The organism is Aquibaculum sediminis (assembly GCF_040712085.1).
Lineage (GTDB): Bacteria > Pseudomonadota > Alphaproteobacteria > Kiloniellales > DSM-21159 > Aquibaculum > Aquibaculum sediminis.
This window is the reverse complement of the sequence record NZ_JBFCVK010000001.1, coordinates 393,369-407,434: the sequence shown is the minus strand read 5'-3', so window position 1 is coordinate 407,434 and position 14,066 is coordinate 393,369. Positions and strand designations below refer to the sequence as shown.

Below are 14,066 nucleotides of genomic sequence, written 5' to 3'. Positions count from 1 at the left end.
GTCATGAGGCAAGCGACGCGGATACTCGATGGCGGCATGGGTGGCGAGTTGCAGCGGCGTGGGGCGCCCTTCCGGCAACCGGAGTGGTCTGCGCTGGCATTGATGGAGGCGCCCGAAACGGTGCGCGAGACCCATGCGGCCTTCATCGCTGCCGGTGCGGAGGTGATCACCACCAACTCCTACGCGCTCGTGCCCTATCACCTTGGCGAGGAGCGCTTTCGCCGCCAGGGTCGTGAGCTGGCGGACCTGGCCGGCCGGTTGGCGCGGGAAGCCGTTCATGACAGCGGCAAGGCGGTGCTGGTGGCGGGTTCGCTGCCGCCGCCTTGCGGCTCCTACCGCCCGGACCTGTTCCAGCCGGAGGCCGCGGCCAAGGTCTGGGCTGAACTGGTTGCGGGTCTGGCGCCCCACGTGGATGTCTGGCTGGCCGAGACCCAGAGTGCCCTGCAGGAAGCCGAGGGTGCGCGTGCTGCCGTGGGAGACGATGCGCGACCCTTCTGGATTTCTTTCACCCTGAAGGACCGCCTGGTCGAGGGGGAGGCCGTGCTGCGTTCAGGCGAAAGGGTCGCGGATGCCGCGGCCAAGGCCGAGGCGCTGGGGGCGGAGGTTCTGCTGTTCAACTGCAGTCAGCCCGAAGTGATGGAAAGCGCCGTGCGGGTAGCCAAGGCGACGCGGCCTGGGCTCGAGGTGGGGGTCTACGCCAATGCCTTCCCGCCCCAGGACGAGGATGCGATCGCCAACGAGGGCCTGTCACCCTTCCGCAAGGAGGTCGATCCGCCAGCCTACCTGGACTGGGCGCGGCGCTGGGTGGCGGCGGGTGCGTCGATGGTGGGCGGCTGCTGCGGCATCGGACCTGAGCACATTGCCAGACTGGCAGAGGGACTGCGCTCAGAGTAATGCAGCTTTACTCAGCTTCGGCGAAGGGATTGCGGCCCTGCGGGTCTTCCACCTCCACCAGCCAAAGATCGGGGTCGCGCGCAAGGGTGCGTTCGAGATAGGCCTCGAGCTCCGGCTCCGGCAGGGCCTCGTCCCGCGGCACGCCCATCCAGCCCAGGCGGCCGTCCAGGTCGCGCTGTTGCGTATAGGCGCGGGCGGTGCCGTCGAGGAGCGCAACCTTGAGCAGCAGCAGGCCGCTCATGGCTTCGCCCCGGTGGCGCAGCATGGCGGGGGTGCCCTGCCGGTTGCTGCTGCGGATGCCGGCCATGATCCAGACGTGGCTGGCAATGCGCTCCTCGTCCCAGCTCACGCTGTCCATTCCTCGATCACCTGAGGGTCCGCTTCCTCCGGCAGACAGCGGGCGCGCTCCTGCGCCAGGGTGTCTTCTGGCGCCAAGCGTCGGAGAGCCCAGACCGCAGCACCGCGCACCAGCGGGGACTCGTGGTCCAGGCGTGCCTGAACCGCCGGCAGCAGACCGGGCGTGCCACTGTTGCCAATCGCGATCAGCACGTTCCGCAGGAAGCGGGCCACACCGATCCGCTTGACCGGACTGCCGGAAAACAGCGCGCGGAAGGCGGCGTCGTCCAACTCAGCCAGGTCCGCCAGCCGCGGTGCCGTCAGTTCGACGCGGGGAAGGAAATCGGCTTCGCGTGCCACCTTCGCGAACTTGTTCCAGGGGCAGACTGCCAAGCAGTCGTCGCAGCCATAGATGCGATTGCCCATCAGCGGCCGGAGTTCGCGCGGGATCGGCCCCTTGTGCTCGATCGTGAGGTAGGAGATGCAGCGCCGGGCATCGACCTGATAGGGCGCGGGGAAGGCGTCTGTGGGGCAGACGTCAAGGCAGGCGGTGCAGGACCCGCAATGCTCTTTTTCGGGTGCGTCGGGTTCCAGCGGGAGGGTCGTGAAGACTTCGCCGAGGAAGAACCAGTTGCCGTGGTGGCGGGAGAGCAGGTTGCTGTGCTTGCCCTGCCAGCCCAGGCCGGCGGCTTGGGCCAGCGGCTTTTCCATTACCGGCGCGGTGTCGACGAAGACCTTGACCTCCTCGCTGTAGTGCTCATGCATCCAGCGGGCCAGGGCCTTGAGACGCTTCTTCACCGTGTCGTGATAGTCGCGATTGCGGGCGTAGATGGAGATGTTGCCGCGCTCGGTGTGGTTCAGCAGGGCCATCGGGTTCGAGGCAGGACTGTAGTCGAGACCCAGGACCACGACGCTGCGTGCTTCGGGCCAGAGCGTTTGAGGGTGTGCCCGGCGCTCGAAGGTGTCGGCCATCCAGCCCATGTCGCCGTGACGGCCCTGCGCCAGCCAGTCGGCGAGCCGGTCTCGCGCCTGGTCACTCAAATTTGCTGCTGCGAAGCCGACCGCATCGAAGCCCAGGTCCAGAGCCTTGTCGCGGATCTCTGCCTTGGCATCGGTCATGGCGCTTCAGCTTTCGTGAGGCGGGATGTCGCCCTGCGCCTGTTCCTCGAAGAAGCGGGCCGCGAATTCCTGCACCCCACCCATCTCGATGGCCTGGCGCAAGCCGGCCATCACTTCTTGATAGTAATAGAGATTATGCAGCGTCAGCAGGATCGGGCCCAGCATTTCCTCGGCGCGGAAGAGATGGTGAATGTAGGCGCGCGACCAGCTTCCGCAGGCCGGGCAGGGGCAGCCCGGATCAATAGGGCGCGGATCGTCTCGGTGGCGGGCGTTGCGGAGGTTGATCACGCCCCGGCGGGTGTAGCCGCGAGCCGTCCGGCCGCTGCGTGTGGGCATGACGCAGTCGAACATGTCGACGCCCTCGAGCACCGCTTTCACCAGATCGTCCGGCGTGCCCACACCCATGAGATAACGTGGCTTGTCGGACGGCAGGGCGGGCAGGGTGAAGTTCAGCACCTTCAGCATGGTCGCCTGCGGCTCGCCGACGGCAAGACCGCCGATGGCGTAACCGTCGAAGCCGATCCCGGTCAGGCCCTCGGCCGATTGCTGCCGCAACGTTTCATCGACGCTGCCCTGCACGATGCCGAAGAGGCCATAGCCGGCGCGGTCGCGGAAGGCCTGACGGCAGCGCTCAGCCCAGCGCAGCGACAACTGCATGGCCCGCTCGGCCTCGCCTTCGGCTGCGGGGTAGCCGATACACTCGTCGAGTTGCATCGTGATGTTGGAGTCCAGCAGGTCCTGGATCTCGACCGACCGCTCGGGCGTCAGTTCGTGCGTGCTGCCGTCCAGGTGGGATTTGAAGACCACACCGCGCTCGTCGATGCTGCGCAGCTTGGCCAGGCTCATGACCTGAAAGCCGCCACTGTCGGTCAGGATGGGCCGATCCCAGCCCATGAAGCGATGCAGGCCGCCCAGCCGCGCCACCCGCTCTGCGCCCGGGCGCAGCATCAGGTGGTAGGTGTTGCCCAGCAGGATCTGCGCACCGCTCGCTGCGACCTGCTCGGGCATCAGGCCCTTCACCGTCCCCACGGTCCCGACGGGCATGAAGGCGGGGGTGTCGACGGTGCCGTGGGCCGTGTGCAGCCGACCGCGCCGCGCCGTGCCGTCCTGGCCCAGAAGCTCGAAATCCAGGCTCACGCGTGCCGCTCCAGCAGTGAGGCATCGCCGAAGGAGAAGAAGCGATATCCCTGGGACACCGCGTGCTCGTAAGCGGCGCGCATGCGCTCCTGACCGGCGAAGGCGCAGACCAGCATGAAGAGCGTCGATTTCGGCAGGTGGAAGTTCGTCATCAGCAGGTCCACCAGCTTGAAGCGGTATCCCGGCAGAATGAAGATGTCGGTCTCCCCTTCAAAGGCACCAATGTGCCCGCTGTCGTCGGCGGCGGTTTCCAGCAGGCGCAGCGCCGTGGTGCCGATGGCCACAACGCGTCCGCCAGCGGTTTTGGCAGCTTCGATCTTCGCAGCTGCCTCAGCCGAGAGGCTGCCCCATTCGGCATGCATGCGATGCTGGCTCACATCCTCGTCCTTGACCGGCAGGAAGGTGCCGGCGCCCACATGAAGGGTTGCGTTGACGCGCTGGACGCCGCGCTCGTCGAGCGCCTCCAGCAGTTCCGGTGTGAAGTGCAGCCCGGCGGTCGGCGCCGCCACCGCGCCGGCGATGCGGGCATAGACGGTTTGATAGGTTTCCTGGTCCAGGGTATCGGCGCCGCCGGCACGTTGAATGTAGGGGGGAAGTGGCAGCTCCCCATGCCGATCCAGCGCTTCCATCAAGGCAGCGCCGCCCCGATCGAACTGCAGGAGCACGTCGCCACCCTCTCCGCGCTCGACAACCTCTGCCGAGAAATCTTCAGCAAAGTCGATGCGGTTGCCGTGTTGCAGCTTGCGGGCCGGCCGGGCAAAGGCACGCCAGCGCTCGGCCGTCTCACGCTTGTGCAACGTCACCTCGACCGACGCCGTGCCGCGCTTGCCGCGCAGGCGCGCCGGGATCACCCGGGTATCATTGAAGACGGCGACATCGCCCGGACGCAGCAGCCGGGGCAGGTCGCGCACGCCCAGATCCTGTGGTGCGCCTTGCACGGGCAGATGAAGCATCCGGGCCGCATCGCGCGGTGTCACCGGCCGCTGCGCGATCGCTCCGCGCGGGAGATGGAAATCGAAGTCGGAGAGCCTCATGGCGGCATTGGTTAGCACCGCGACCAGGGCGCTGAAAGCGCTTATGCAGTCCGGGACCGCCGTCCACCCAGCGATGAGATCACCAGGGCAAGCAGGATGAGCCCGGCGCCCACCAGACCGCCCGGGCCCAGGCGTTCGCTGAACAGCAACCAAGCCAGCACTGCGGCAGCCAGAGGCTCCAGCACCGTCAGCAATCCGGCAAGCGTGGCGCTGGCTTCCCGAAGTCCCGCAAAGAAGAGCAGGTAGGCAGCGGCAGTGGGCAGCAAGCCGATATAGATCAGCAGGCCCCAGGCAGCCGGACTCGATGGCACGGCCAACCCCTGATGCAAGGCGAGCGGCAGCACCAGAATGAGCGCGCCGCCAAAGGCCAGCAGAACAAGCTGGACGGGGTCATAGGAGTTGGCCACCACCCGGCTCTGCAGCGCGAAAGCGGCATAGCTGAAGGCAGCACAGCTGGCGAGCAGGGTCCCCAGGAGCGGATCGCCATCGGCCAGTTCCTGGCCGGGCAGGCCCACGAGCAACAAGGCTCCTGGTACAGCCAGGAGGAGCGCGATCAACACGCCCCGGCTCGGGCGTTCCTTGAGCACAAGCGCGGCCAGCAGAGCGACGAGAAAAGGGGCGCCGCCCAGCGAGACGAAGGTGGCCAGAGTGACCCCGGCCTCCTGCACCGCGGCAAAATAGAAGACCTGATAGCATGCGGTGGTCAAAGCCAGGACGAAGACAGCCAGCCAATGCTCACGGCGGACAGCCAAGAGGCGCGCACCATAGCGCGTCCAGCCATAGACGAGCAGCAGGGGCAGGCAGAACAGCAGGCGATAGAAGACAATCGATACCGGGCTTACTGGCTCGATGCCGTTGACCGCTTTTGAAGCAACCCCCGCCGTGCCCCAAAGCAGGACCGCCGCAGCGAGAAACAGTGGACCCTGTATCGACAGGGGGCGGTGCGGACGAGTCTCACTTGGACGGGTCACGGATCGGCCTCAGGGGAGGGGTGGAGAAGCGGAAGGATGAAGGCCGTGTCACACGTGACCCAGCAGGGGAGGCTCGAGCAATAACCAATTGCCGGCAAAGCTTATGGCCGGGCTCAAGGGCATGCAAGTTGTGCGGATGGCTGCGCTGGCTGGCGGTTGACGCTGCCCTGAGCCTATGCCCTATGGGTTTTCTGCAACAATACGCCTGAAAGCCTCTGCCCCGATGAGCGATGACCGCCGCATTCACCTCTTCGATTCAACCCTGCGCGATGGCGCCCAAACTCAAGGGGTCGACTTTACTGTCTCCGACAAGACGGCCATTGCCGAGGCCTTGGATCGCTTGGGGGTGAGCTACATTGAAGGTGGCTGGCCCGGCGCCAATCCCACGGACGACGCCTTCTTTGCCGAGCCTCCCGATTTGAAGGAGGCCAGTCTCGTGGCCTTTGGCATGACCCGTCGGCCGGGGCGTTCGGCGGAGAACGATCCCGGCCTGTCCGGGCTGGTCAATGCCAAGGCGCCGGTGGCCTGTATCGTCGGCAAGACCTGGGACTTTCATGTCGACCTGGCGCTGGAGATCTCCCACGAGGAGAATCTCGCCATGATCGGTGACTCCATCGCCCAGCTCGGGCGCAGCAAGCGCGAGGTGATGTTCGATGCCGAGCACTTCTTCGACGGCTTCAAGGCCAACAAGCCCTTCGCCCTGGCTTGCTTGCAAGCGGCGGCGGATGCCGGTGCCGCCTGGCTGGTCCTCTGCGACACCAACGGCGGCACCCTCCCGGATGAGGTTCGCGCCATCGTGGCCGAAGTGCGCGAGGCCCTGCCCGAGGCACGCCTGGGCATTCATGCGCATGATGACACGGGCAACGCCGTTGCCAATTCGCTTGCCGCGGTCGCTGCCGGCGCACGCCAGATCCAGGGCACCCTGAATGGCCTGGGCGAGCGTTGCGGCAACGCCAATCTGATTTCCCTGGTCGGTTCGCTGGCCCTGAAGACCACCTGGGACTGCGGAATCGATGCCGAGCGGCTGCGACTGTTGACGCCTACTTCGCGCCTGTTGGATGAGCGTTTGAATCGCACACCGACGCGCGGCGCGCCCTATGTCGGCGAAAGCGCCTTCGCTCACAAAGGTGGGTTGCATGTCTCGGCCGTCGCCAAGGACCCGCGCACCTATGAGCATGTGCCACCGGAAACGGTGGGCAATCGCCGGCATGTTGTGGTGTCGGACCAGGCAGGGCGCGCCAACGTCCTGGCCCGGCTGCAGGAGGTGGGGGTGGAAGTCGACCCCAAGGATCCCAAGGTCGGGCGCCTGATCGAGGAGGTGAAGCGCCGCGAGTACGAGGGCTATGCCTACGATGGGGCCGAGGCGTCCTTCGAGTTGATGGCGCGGCGGCTGCTGGATCAGGTGCCGGACTACTTCTCGCTCAACCGCTTCCGGGTGATGGACGACCGGCGCCGCAATGCGCGCGGCGAGTTGATCACCGAATCGGAAGCCACGGTGACGCTGACGATTGGCTCGGAACAGCTGATGACCGTGGCCAATGGCAACGGGCCGGTGGATGCGCTGGACAAGGCGGTGCGCAAGGCCTTGATCCCACGCTACCCGGTGCTCGAACGGGTGCGCCTGCTGGACTACAAGGTGCGCATTCTGACGCCCCAGGATGGCACCGAGGCGGTCACGCGGGTGATGATCGAAAGCGGCGTCGATCGGGAACGCTGGACCACGGTCGGCGTGTCGCCCAACATCATCGATGCCTCCTTCAACGCCCTCTACGATGCGCTGAGCTGGAAGCTGCATAACGCCGGCGTTGAGCCACCGAAGGGCTGAATCATGGCGGGCACGAATCGAACGGTCGTGAGGCCGGCTGCGATCCCGGGGCCGGCGGTCATCCTGGTTGCCCCGCAGCTGGGCGAGAACATCGGGATGGTGGCGCGCGCGATGCTGAACTGCGGTCTCAGCGACCTGCGCCTGGTCCAGCCTCGCGATGGTTGGCCCAATCAGACGGCGGAGCGGGCCGCAGCGGGTGCGCTCAGCGTGCTCGAAGGTGTAAGGGTCTATGAGACCACGCAAGCCGCCGTGGCCGATCTACACCGGCTCTATATCACCACGGCCCGCAACCGCGAACAGGTCAAAGCCATCGTCACGCCGCGGCAGGCGGCTCGCGAGATTCGCACCCTGGAGACGGCAGGAGAGCGCGTCGGACTGCTCTTCGGCCCCGAACGCACCGGCCTGTCCAACGACGATGTGGCCCTGGGCGATGTCATCGTGAACGTCCCGCTCAACCCGGGCTTCTCCTCGCTCAACCTGGCACAGGCGGTGCTGCTGCTGGCCTACGAGTGGTATCAGGCGGACGATGAAACGCCGGCGCGCAGCCTGCACCTGGGCGGTGGGCGTCCGGCGGAGAAGCAGGAGCTGATCGGCTTCTTCGAGCGCTTGGAAGCCACGCTGGAGCAGGTGGGCTTCTTTCATCCGCCGGAAAAGGCGCCGGGCATGCGCCGAAATCTGCGCACGCTGATCGATCGCGCCACGCCAACGGAACAGGAAGTGCGCACGCTGCACGGCGTGCTTTCAGCGCTGTTGGGCGCAAAACTGAAGCGTGCGCCCCGACCTGAGGCGTCAGAAGGCGACGGCAGTCAGCCGCCGGCCTGAGGCGGAAAGGGAAGTGCTGCTAGAACAGCACCATGCGCACCCAGAGGGCGGCCGCCAGGGAGCCAATCAAGGCCACGCCGGTCAAAAGGCCAATGTTCATGACAAGGCGCCGCTGCAGCGCCGAACCACGAGCCGAGGTACGGGGAACCGGGTTCGAGGGTGTGTTGTGCACCGTCATCGCTTTCCTCCCGGATGACCTCATTGTTGCGTCACCCCTCTGATGGATGACGCGGCAATTATAACTCAGATGGCTCTGCGGGCGAAGCAAAAGCGTAACGGCCGCGGGAAAGAGTGGGGTCGTGCTTCAAAGATTGTAACAGCGTGATGGGCTTGATTTACATCAAGGCGCCGTCCGGCGCTCCTGGCTTACTGAAGCTGTTGCTGAGCCAAGGAGGTTTCGATGACTTCTGCAGAATCAATCTATCTGGCTACCGTTATCGGCGCCTTTGCGGCCTTTGCCCTGGCTCTGGCCTTTGCCGGTCGGTCCAAGGAGTGAAGCAAGCTTCACCGACCCAGATCGCATAATGCGATCCGGTCGAGTCCCGCTTTCCCGTACCTGCCCCCGACGCCCGGCGCCGGGGGCAATTTTTTATCACTATCGGCGCGCCTTACGTATTAAATCTTGCGTTCCGCATCGAGCTGTGGCAAAAAAGCGATCGCTGGGTTATCCCAAGTCTGTGGGAAGGCTCGCGCCCTGGAGACAAACAACGGGCCGAATGGCTCTACGACCCCCCCAACCGGGGGTCGTTTTGATTCCGGGCCCTCTGATTCCGGGTACTGCGCTGCAAAGCCCGACTCCCCGGCACTGATCTGAAGTAGCAACCTGTGCCTTGCCGGGATGCTGTGGTAAACCTCGCGGCAACCCGCTGGGCCTCGCCCGGCCGCTGCCTGAGCAAGGAAAGATTCAGATCCATGGCTATCATCCGGGCCCATCGTGGCGTCACCCCGAAGATTCATCCCGATGCGTTCATCGCCGAGAATGCAGTGATCATCGGCGACGTTGAGATCGGAGCCGGCAGCTCCGTCTGGTACGGCTGCGTGCTGCGCGGAGACGGCAACTGGATTCGCATCGGCAAGAACACCAACATCCAGGACGGCACCATCGTTCACGTCAACCACGACCCCAAGGGCGATTATCGCGAGACCGGGGGCGGCATGCCCTGTTTCATTGGCGACGATGTGACGGTGGGGCACCTTGCTTTGCTGCATGCCTGCACCATTGAAAGCGGCGCTTTCATCGGCATGCGCTCTGTCGTGATGGACCTGGCCGTGGTGGAAGGTGGCGCCATGGTCGCTGCGGGCGCGCTGGTCACGCCGCGCAAGCGGGTGGCGAAGGGTGAACTCTGGGGTGGCAATCCCGCCAAGCGGTTGCGGGAACTCAAGCCTGAGGACATGGAGGTCTTTGCCCACATCGGCCAGAGCTACGTCGAACTGGGGGCAGCCTATCGCGCGGAGCAGGCGTGATGCTGCGCCTGGGCACCGTTCTGCTACTGCTATGCTTCGCCCTGCCTTTCTCGGCGAGCGCGGTGGAGTGGGAGGTGGATCGCCTGGAGATCGAGACCAGTGACGGCAACCGCCATGTCTTCAACATCGAGTTGGCCGTCACGCCCGAGCAACGGGCCCAGGGACTGATGCACCGCGAGTCCCTGGCCGAGGACTGGGGGATGCTCTTTCTGCACCGGCGTGATCAGGTGCTCAGCATGTGGATGCGCAACACTCTCATTCCGCTGGACATGCTGTTCATAGATCGGCGTGGACGCATCGTGCGCATTGCGGAGCGCACCACGCCGCTGTCCGAACGCGCCATCACCTCGGGACGCCCGGCGCGCGCCGTGCTGGAGGTTCCGGGCGGCACTGTCGAGCGGCTTGGCATCGCCAAGGGGGACCGCGTGATCTACTCAGCCTTTGAATAGGGGAAGGGCTGCCGACGTTGGTCTTGGGGACTCGCTGTTACGAGACCACCCGCAGCTTCTTCTCGATCCCTTTCAGCAGGCTCGGCAGGTTTTTGTTGCTGTCCAGTTGGCGCGGTCCCGAGAGCAGCAGGTACTCCGTGCCCCTGTTGCCCGGCCTGACACGCTTGACCACCGAGAAAAGCGGGCGGTCGAAGGAGTGGCGGAACACTGAGAAAATGGCGCAGCCCACTTGATGATCGAGCGCATAGTCGCGCCATTCGCCCTTGGCCACCCGACGGCTGTAGACTGCGAGGAGTTGATCGAGCTCCTGTCTGTGGAAGTAGACGACGCCTTGGCCTTTGCGATGCCCCGCGCGGTACTCCTCGAGCTGGACCACCCCCACCATCCGTCAGCCTCCTCAGCCGTTCATTCGGTCGTGTGATTCCGTCGAAAAACAGTCTTGCCCAAATCACTTGGCAGGTCCAGGGCACCATGCCTTACCTTGAGCGGCGGTTCGGGCTATGCTACCCGCCAAAGCCAAGCGGCCAAAGTGGGGCGGCGCAGCAGCCTAGAGGCATTTCGTGAGCGATATTTTCAAGGAAGTCGAGGAAGAGGTCCGCCGCGACCAACTGCTCGCACTGTGGAAGAAGTACCGCGTTCTGATCATCGTCGTCGTTCTGGCGGTGGTGCTGGGCGTCGCCGGTTACCAGGGCTGGACGGCCTATGTGCAGCATCAGCGCACACAGGCTGCCGAAGCATATGGCGCGGCCGAAGCGCAACTTGCCGCGGGCGAGCAGCAGGAAGCCGCGGAAGCCTTTGTCGAACTCGCCGACCCCGACGCTGGAGGATACGCACTGCTCGCCTCCTTCGAGGTGGCGCGGCTGGCGGCCGAAGCCGGCAACGGCGACCTGGCGCTTGAGTACTGGGGCCGCATCGCCGAAAGCAGCGCCGAGCAGACCTTCCGCGATGCGGCGGTTCTGGCGGCGGCGCGCTATCGCCTCGATGCGGGTGAGGCGAGCGAAGCCGAGATCATGCTGGAGCCGCTGAGCGAGCCCGGCCGGCCCTATCGCTCGCTTGCGGTGGAGCTGTCTGCCGCAGCCGCTCTGGCTCAAGGCGAGCGGGAAACCGCGCGCCAGCGGTTGGACGTGCTGCTGGCGGACGTCGAGACACCGCCGGGCGTGCGTCAGCGCGCTGGCGAACTTGCTGCAACATTAGCCGAGTAACACTTATGCGCATGCGTTTGCTGCTTGCAGGTTTGGCCTTGGCCGGCATGACGGTTTTATCCGGCTGCGACACGGTTGGCGGTTGGTTCGGAGCGGCGGACGATCCGCCACTTCCTGGCGAGCGCGTTGCTGTGCTCATGGGAGAGCGCGGTCTTCAAGCCGATGCCGGCGCAGCGGCCGAACGGGTGAGTCTGCCTGTGGCCTTCCGCAACACGAACTGGCCGCAGCCCGGTGGCGATTCCGCCCACGCATTCCGGCACCTGGAGCTTTCCTCCAGCCCGCGAATTGCCTGGCGCGCCAGTGTGGGGGAGGGCAGCAGCAGCAATCGCAGGCTCCTGGCGCAGCCCGTGGTTCGCGATGGCCGCGTCTTCACGCTCGATGCCCGGCGGCAGGTTAGCGCATATGATCTCAGCAGCGGTCGTCGGGCCTGGCGCCAGAACCTGGGCAGCGAGCGGAGCAGCCGCGAAGAGTACTTCGGCGGCGGTGTCAGCAGTGGGGAAGGGCGCGTTTACGTCACCACCGGCTTTGGCAGCCTCTTTGCGTTGAACGCCGGCAGCGGTGAGATCCTGTGGGAAGCGTCGCTGGGCGCTCCGTTGCGCGCAGGCCCGACTTTTTCTGACGGCCGAGTCTATGCCAGCACCACGGAGAACGTGCTGCACGCCGTGGATGCCGAAACGGGAGAACGACTCTGGAACCATACCGGACTGGAAGAGATTGCCAGCCTGCTTGGCGGTGCCAGTCCTGCCGTGGCCGGGGACACCGTCGTGGCGGCCTTCTCATCCGGTGAGATCGTGGCGCTCTTGACTGACAATGGCCGGGTGCTCTGGGAGGATTCCCTGGCGGGCGTGCGGCGGCTCGAGCAGAGTGCCAATATCGCTCAGGTGCGTGGTCATCCCGTGATGGACGAGGGCCTAGTGGTGGCCGTGTCCAACTCCGACCTCATGCTGGCGGTGGATCAGCGCAGCGGGATGCCGGTCTGGGAGGCCTCCATCGGCAGCACGCAGACCCCATGGGTTTCGGGCAACACGGTCTTCCTGGTTACCAACGATGCCCAACTGGTCGCCTTGCGCCGCAACGACGGCAGCGTGCGCTGGGTGCAGCAGTTTGAGCGCTATGCCGACCCCGAGGACCGAACCGACCCCATCGTCTGGAGCGGCCCCGTTCTGGCCGGCGGGCGCCTTGTGCTGACCAACAACCGGGGTCATCTGGTCTTTGCCTCGCCTGAGGACGGGACGGTTCTGGCCAGCCAGTCGCTTCCCGGCCCGGTCACCATCCAGCCGGTTGTTGCGGACGGCACACTGCTGTTGCTCACCGACGCCGGTCAGCTTCTGGCCCTCCGGTGACCCGGGGACGCAAGGCATCGACACGATCGAGGGAAGAGGCGCCCGCCGCCTTTACCCTGGCCCTGGTGGGTCGGCCCAACGTGGGTAAGTCCACGCTCTTCAATCGCCTGGTAGGCCGCCGTGCGGCGCTCGTGGATGACCGCCCGGGCGTGACCCGTGACCGACGCGAGGGGCAAGGGCGCCTGTTCGATCTCCATTTCACCGTGGTCGACACCGCGGGCCTGGAGGACGTGACCGACGACAGCCTGGAAGCCCGTATGCGGCGCCAGACGGAAAAGGCCGTCGAGCAGGCTGATGCCATCCTGATGATGATTGACGCCCGGGCTGGGGTGACCCCTCTGGACTCGCACTTCGCTGATCAACTGCGCCGGGCGCACAAGCCTGTGCTGCTGGCCGCAAACAAGAGCGAAGGCAAGTCCGGTGAGACTGGACGGCTCGAGGCCTATGCCCTGGGTCTCGGCGAGCCCATAGCGCTCTCGGCAGAGCATGGGCTGGGCCTCGACGAGCTCTATGAATTCCTTGCACCGCTTATCGCACCGGCCGTTCCTGAAGATGAGGCCGAGGCTGAGGACCAGGACGCGGATGAGCTCGGGGATGGCGAAGAGCTTTCCGCCGAAGACGACATTCTGCCGGAGGCCGAGGAGGACAGAGGTCCCCTGCAGCTGGCGGTCGTGGGACGCCCCAATGTGGGCAAATCGACACTGGTCAACAGCCTGATCGGCGAGGAGCGACTGCTCACCGGCCCGGAAGCGGGAATCACCCGCGATGCCATCGAAATCGACTGGCGCTACGGTGAGAAACAGCTGCGCCTGATCGACACCGCAGGGCTGCGTCGCCGCGCGCGCGTCGATGACCGGGTCGAGCGCCTTTCGGCTGCGGAGACCAAGCACGCCATCGATTTCGCGCAGGTCGTGGTGCTGCTGCTCGATGCGGCACAGGGCATGGAGAAGCAGGACCTCACCATCGCCCGCCAGGTGGTGGAGGAGGGGCGCGCTCTGGTCATTGCGCTGAACAAGTGGGATGCGGTGGACGACCGGGCCATGGCCTTGCGTGCGGTGGAGGATCGCCTGCTGCGCTCCTTCCCCCAGACCCGCGGCATCCCCGTGGTGACGATCTCCGCCCTGCAGGGCCGGGGTACCGACCGGCTGCTCAAGGCGGTCTTCGATATCTATGCCATCTGGAACAAGCGTCTCTCGACCGGAATGCTGAACCGTTGGCTGCAGCAGGTGGTTGCGGCGCACCCGCCGCCGGCGCCGGGCGGGCGGCGCATTCGCCTGAAGTACATCACCCAGGCGCGCAGCAGGCCGCCGACCTTTGCGCTCTCCTGCTCCCACCCTGAAGATCTGCCCGGCGCCTATCTGCGATATCTGGAGAATGCCCTGCGCGAGGATTTCGATATGCCCGGTACGCCGATCCGGCTGCATCTGAAGAAGTCGCGCAACCCCTACGCCAACGACTAGCACCACAGCT

15 protein-coding genes are annotated in these 14,066 nt (G+C 65.7%); 8 read left to right on the top strand and 7 right to left on the bottom strand.

The window, feature by feature from the left end:
• Nucleotides 1-3: 3 nt before the first annotated feature.
• A complete protein-coding gene (locus tag ABZ720_RS01860; RefSeq protein WP_366553213.1) occupies nucleotides 4-894 on the top strand; it encodes a homocysteine S-methyltransferase family protein in 891 nt (296 codons plus the stop codon).
• 7 nt (nucleotides 895-901) lie between these two features.
• Here ABZ720_RS01860 and ABZ720_RS01855 read toward each other — a convergent pair whose 3' ends face one another.
• From ABZ720_RS01855 to ABZ720_RS01835, 5 genes are read right to left on the bottom strand one after another with little or no spacing between them, the layout of a single operon-like run.
• On the bottom strand, nucleotides 902-1,252 hold the full coding sequence (locus tag ABZ720_RS01855; protein ID WP_366553211.1) for a DUF1491 family protein: 351 nt from the start codon (nucleotides 1,250-1,252) through the stop codon (nucleotides 902-904).
• Complete coding sequence (gene queG, locus ABZ720_RS01850; RefSeq protein WP_366553209.1) at nucleotides 1,240-2,349, bottom strand: tRNA epoxyqueuosine(34) reductase QueG; 1,110 nt, start codon at nucleotides 2,347-2,349, stop codon at nucleotides 1,240-1,242. The genes ABZ720_RS01855 and queG overlap by 13 nt, the downstream gene beginning before the upstream one ends.
• Before the next feature lie 6 nt (nucleotides 2,350-2,355).
• Nucleotides 2,356-3,486, bottom strand: coding sequence for a tRNA guanosine(34) transglycosylase Tgt (tgt, locus tag ABZ720_RS01845; protein WP_366553207.1), 1,131 nt, complete (start codon nucleotides 3,484-3,486; stop codon nucleotides 2,356-2,358).
• Nucleotides 3,483-4,520, bottom strand: coding sequence for a tRNA preQ1(34) S-adenosylmethionine ribosyltransferase-isomerase QueA (gene queA, locus ABZ720_RS01840; protein WP_366553205.1), 1,038 nt, complete (start codon nucleotides 4,518-4,520; stop codon nucleotides 3,483-3,485). Before queA ends, tgt begins: the two co-directional genes overlap by 4 nt.
• A 41-nt stretch (nucleotides 4,521-4,561) precedes the next feature.
• Entirely contained in the window at nucleotides 4,562-5,491 is a 930-nt protein-coding gene (locus tag ABZ720_RS01835; protein ID WP_366553203.1) for a DMT family transporter, read from the bottom strand.
• A 223-nt stretch (nucleotides 5,492-5,714) separates the two neighbouring features.
• Here ABZ720_RS01835 and cimA point away from each other — a divergent pair, with 223 nt between their 5' ends.
• Together cimA and ABZ720_RS01825 are read left to right on the top strand one after the other, a co-directional pair.
• The gene (gene cimA / locus ABZ720_RS01830) at nucleotides 5,715-7,316 is read left to right on the top strand and encodes a citramalate synthase (RefSeq protein ID WP_366553201.1); all 1,602 of its coding nucleotides are present in this window, start codon (nucleotides 5,715-5,717) and stop codon (nucleotides 7,314-7,316) included.
• Nucleotides 7,317-7,319: 3 nt separating this feature from the next.
• Nucleotides 7,320-8,138, top strand: a complete 819-nt coding sequence (locus tag ABZ720_RS01825; RefSeq protein ID WP_366553199.1) for an RNA methyltransferase — start codon at nucleotides 7,320-7,322, stop codon at nucleotides 8,136-8,138.
• A 19-nt stretch (nucleotides 8,139-8,157) separates the two neighbouring features.
• On the opposite strand, the gene ABZ720_RS01820 is transcribed toward ABZ720_RS01825, so the two are convergent.
• Nucleotides 8,158-8,316 carry a hypothetical protein gene (locus ABZ720_RS01820; RefSeq protein WP_366553197.1) on the bottom strand — a complete coding sequence of 53 codons (159 nt, stop codon included), beginning with the start codon at nucleotides 8,314-8,316 and terminating at the stop codon, nucleotides 8,158-8,160.
• Between the two features lie 734 nt (nucleotides 8,317-9,050).
• Here ABZ720_RS01820 and ABZ720_RS01815 point away from each other — a divergent pair.
• Both ABZ720_RS01815 and ABZ720_RS01810 read left to right on the top strand, forming a co-directional pair.
• Nucleotides 9,051-9,602, top strand: coding sequence for a gamma carbonic anhydrase family protein (locus ABZ720_RS01815; RefSeq protein WP_366553195.1), 552 nt, complete (start codon nucleotides 9,051-9,053; stop codon nucleotides 9,600-9,602).
• Entirely contained in the window at nucleotides 9,602-10,051 is a 450-nt protein-coding gene (locus tag ABZ720_RS01810) for a DUF192 domain-containing protein (RefSeq protein WP_366553533.1), read from the top strand. Before ABZ720_RS01815 ends, ABZ720_RS01810 begins: the two co-directional genes overlap by 1 nt.
• A 37-nt stretch (nucleotides 10,052-10,088) precedes the next feature.
• Here ABZ720_RS01810 and ABZ720_RS01805 read toward each other — a convergent pair whose 3' ends face one another.
• Entirely contained in the window at nucleotides 10,089-10,436 is a 348-nt protein-coding gene (locus ABZ720_RS01805; RefSeq protein WP_366553193.1) for a DUF2794 domain-containing protein, read from the bottom strand.
• 175 nt (nucleotides 10,437-10,611) lie between these two features.
• Here ABZ720_RS01805 and ABZ720_RS01800 point away from each other — a divergent pair, with 175 nt between their 5' ends.
• From ABZ720_RS01800 to der, 3 genes are read left to right on the top strand one after another with little or no spacing between them, the layout of a single operon-like run.
• Nucleotides 10,612-11,253: a tetratricopeptide repeat protein gene (locus ABZ720_RS01800; protein WP_366553191.1), complete on the top strand. Its 642-nt coding sequence runs from the start codon at nucleotides 10,612-10,614 to the stop codon at nucleotides 11,251-11,253.
• A 47-nt stretch (nucleotides 11,254-11,300) separates the two neighbouring features.
• Complete coding sequence (locus ABZ720_RS01795) at nucleotides 11,301-12,596, top strand: outer membrane protein assembly factor BamB family protein (RefSeq protein WP_366553189.1); 1,296 nt, start codon at nucleotides 11,301-11,303, stop codon at nucleotides 12,594-12,596.
• Nucleotides 12,593-14,056, top strand: a complete 1,464-nt coding sequence (der, locus tag ABZ720_RS01790) for a ribosome biogenesis GTPase Der (protein WP_366553187.1) — start codon at nucleotides 12,593-12,595, stop codon at nucleotides 14,054-14,056. The genes ABZ720_RS01795 and der overlap by 4 nt, the downstream gene beginning before the upstream one ends.
• Nucleotides 14,057-14,066 lie beyond the last annotated feature (10 nt).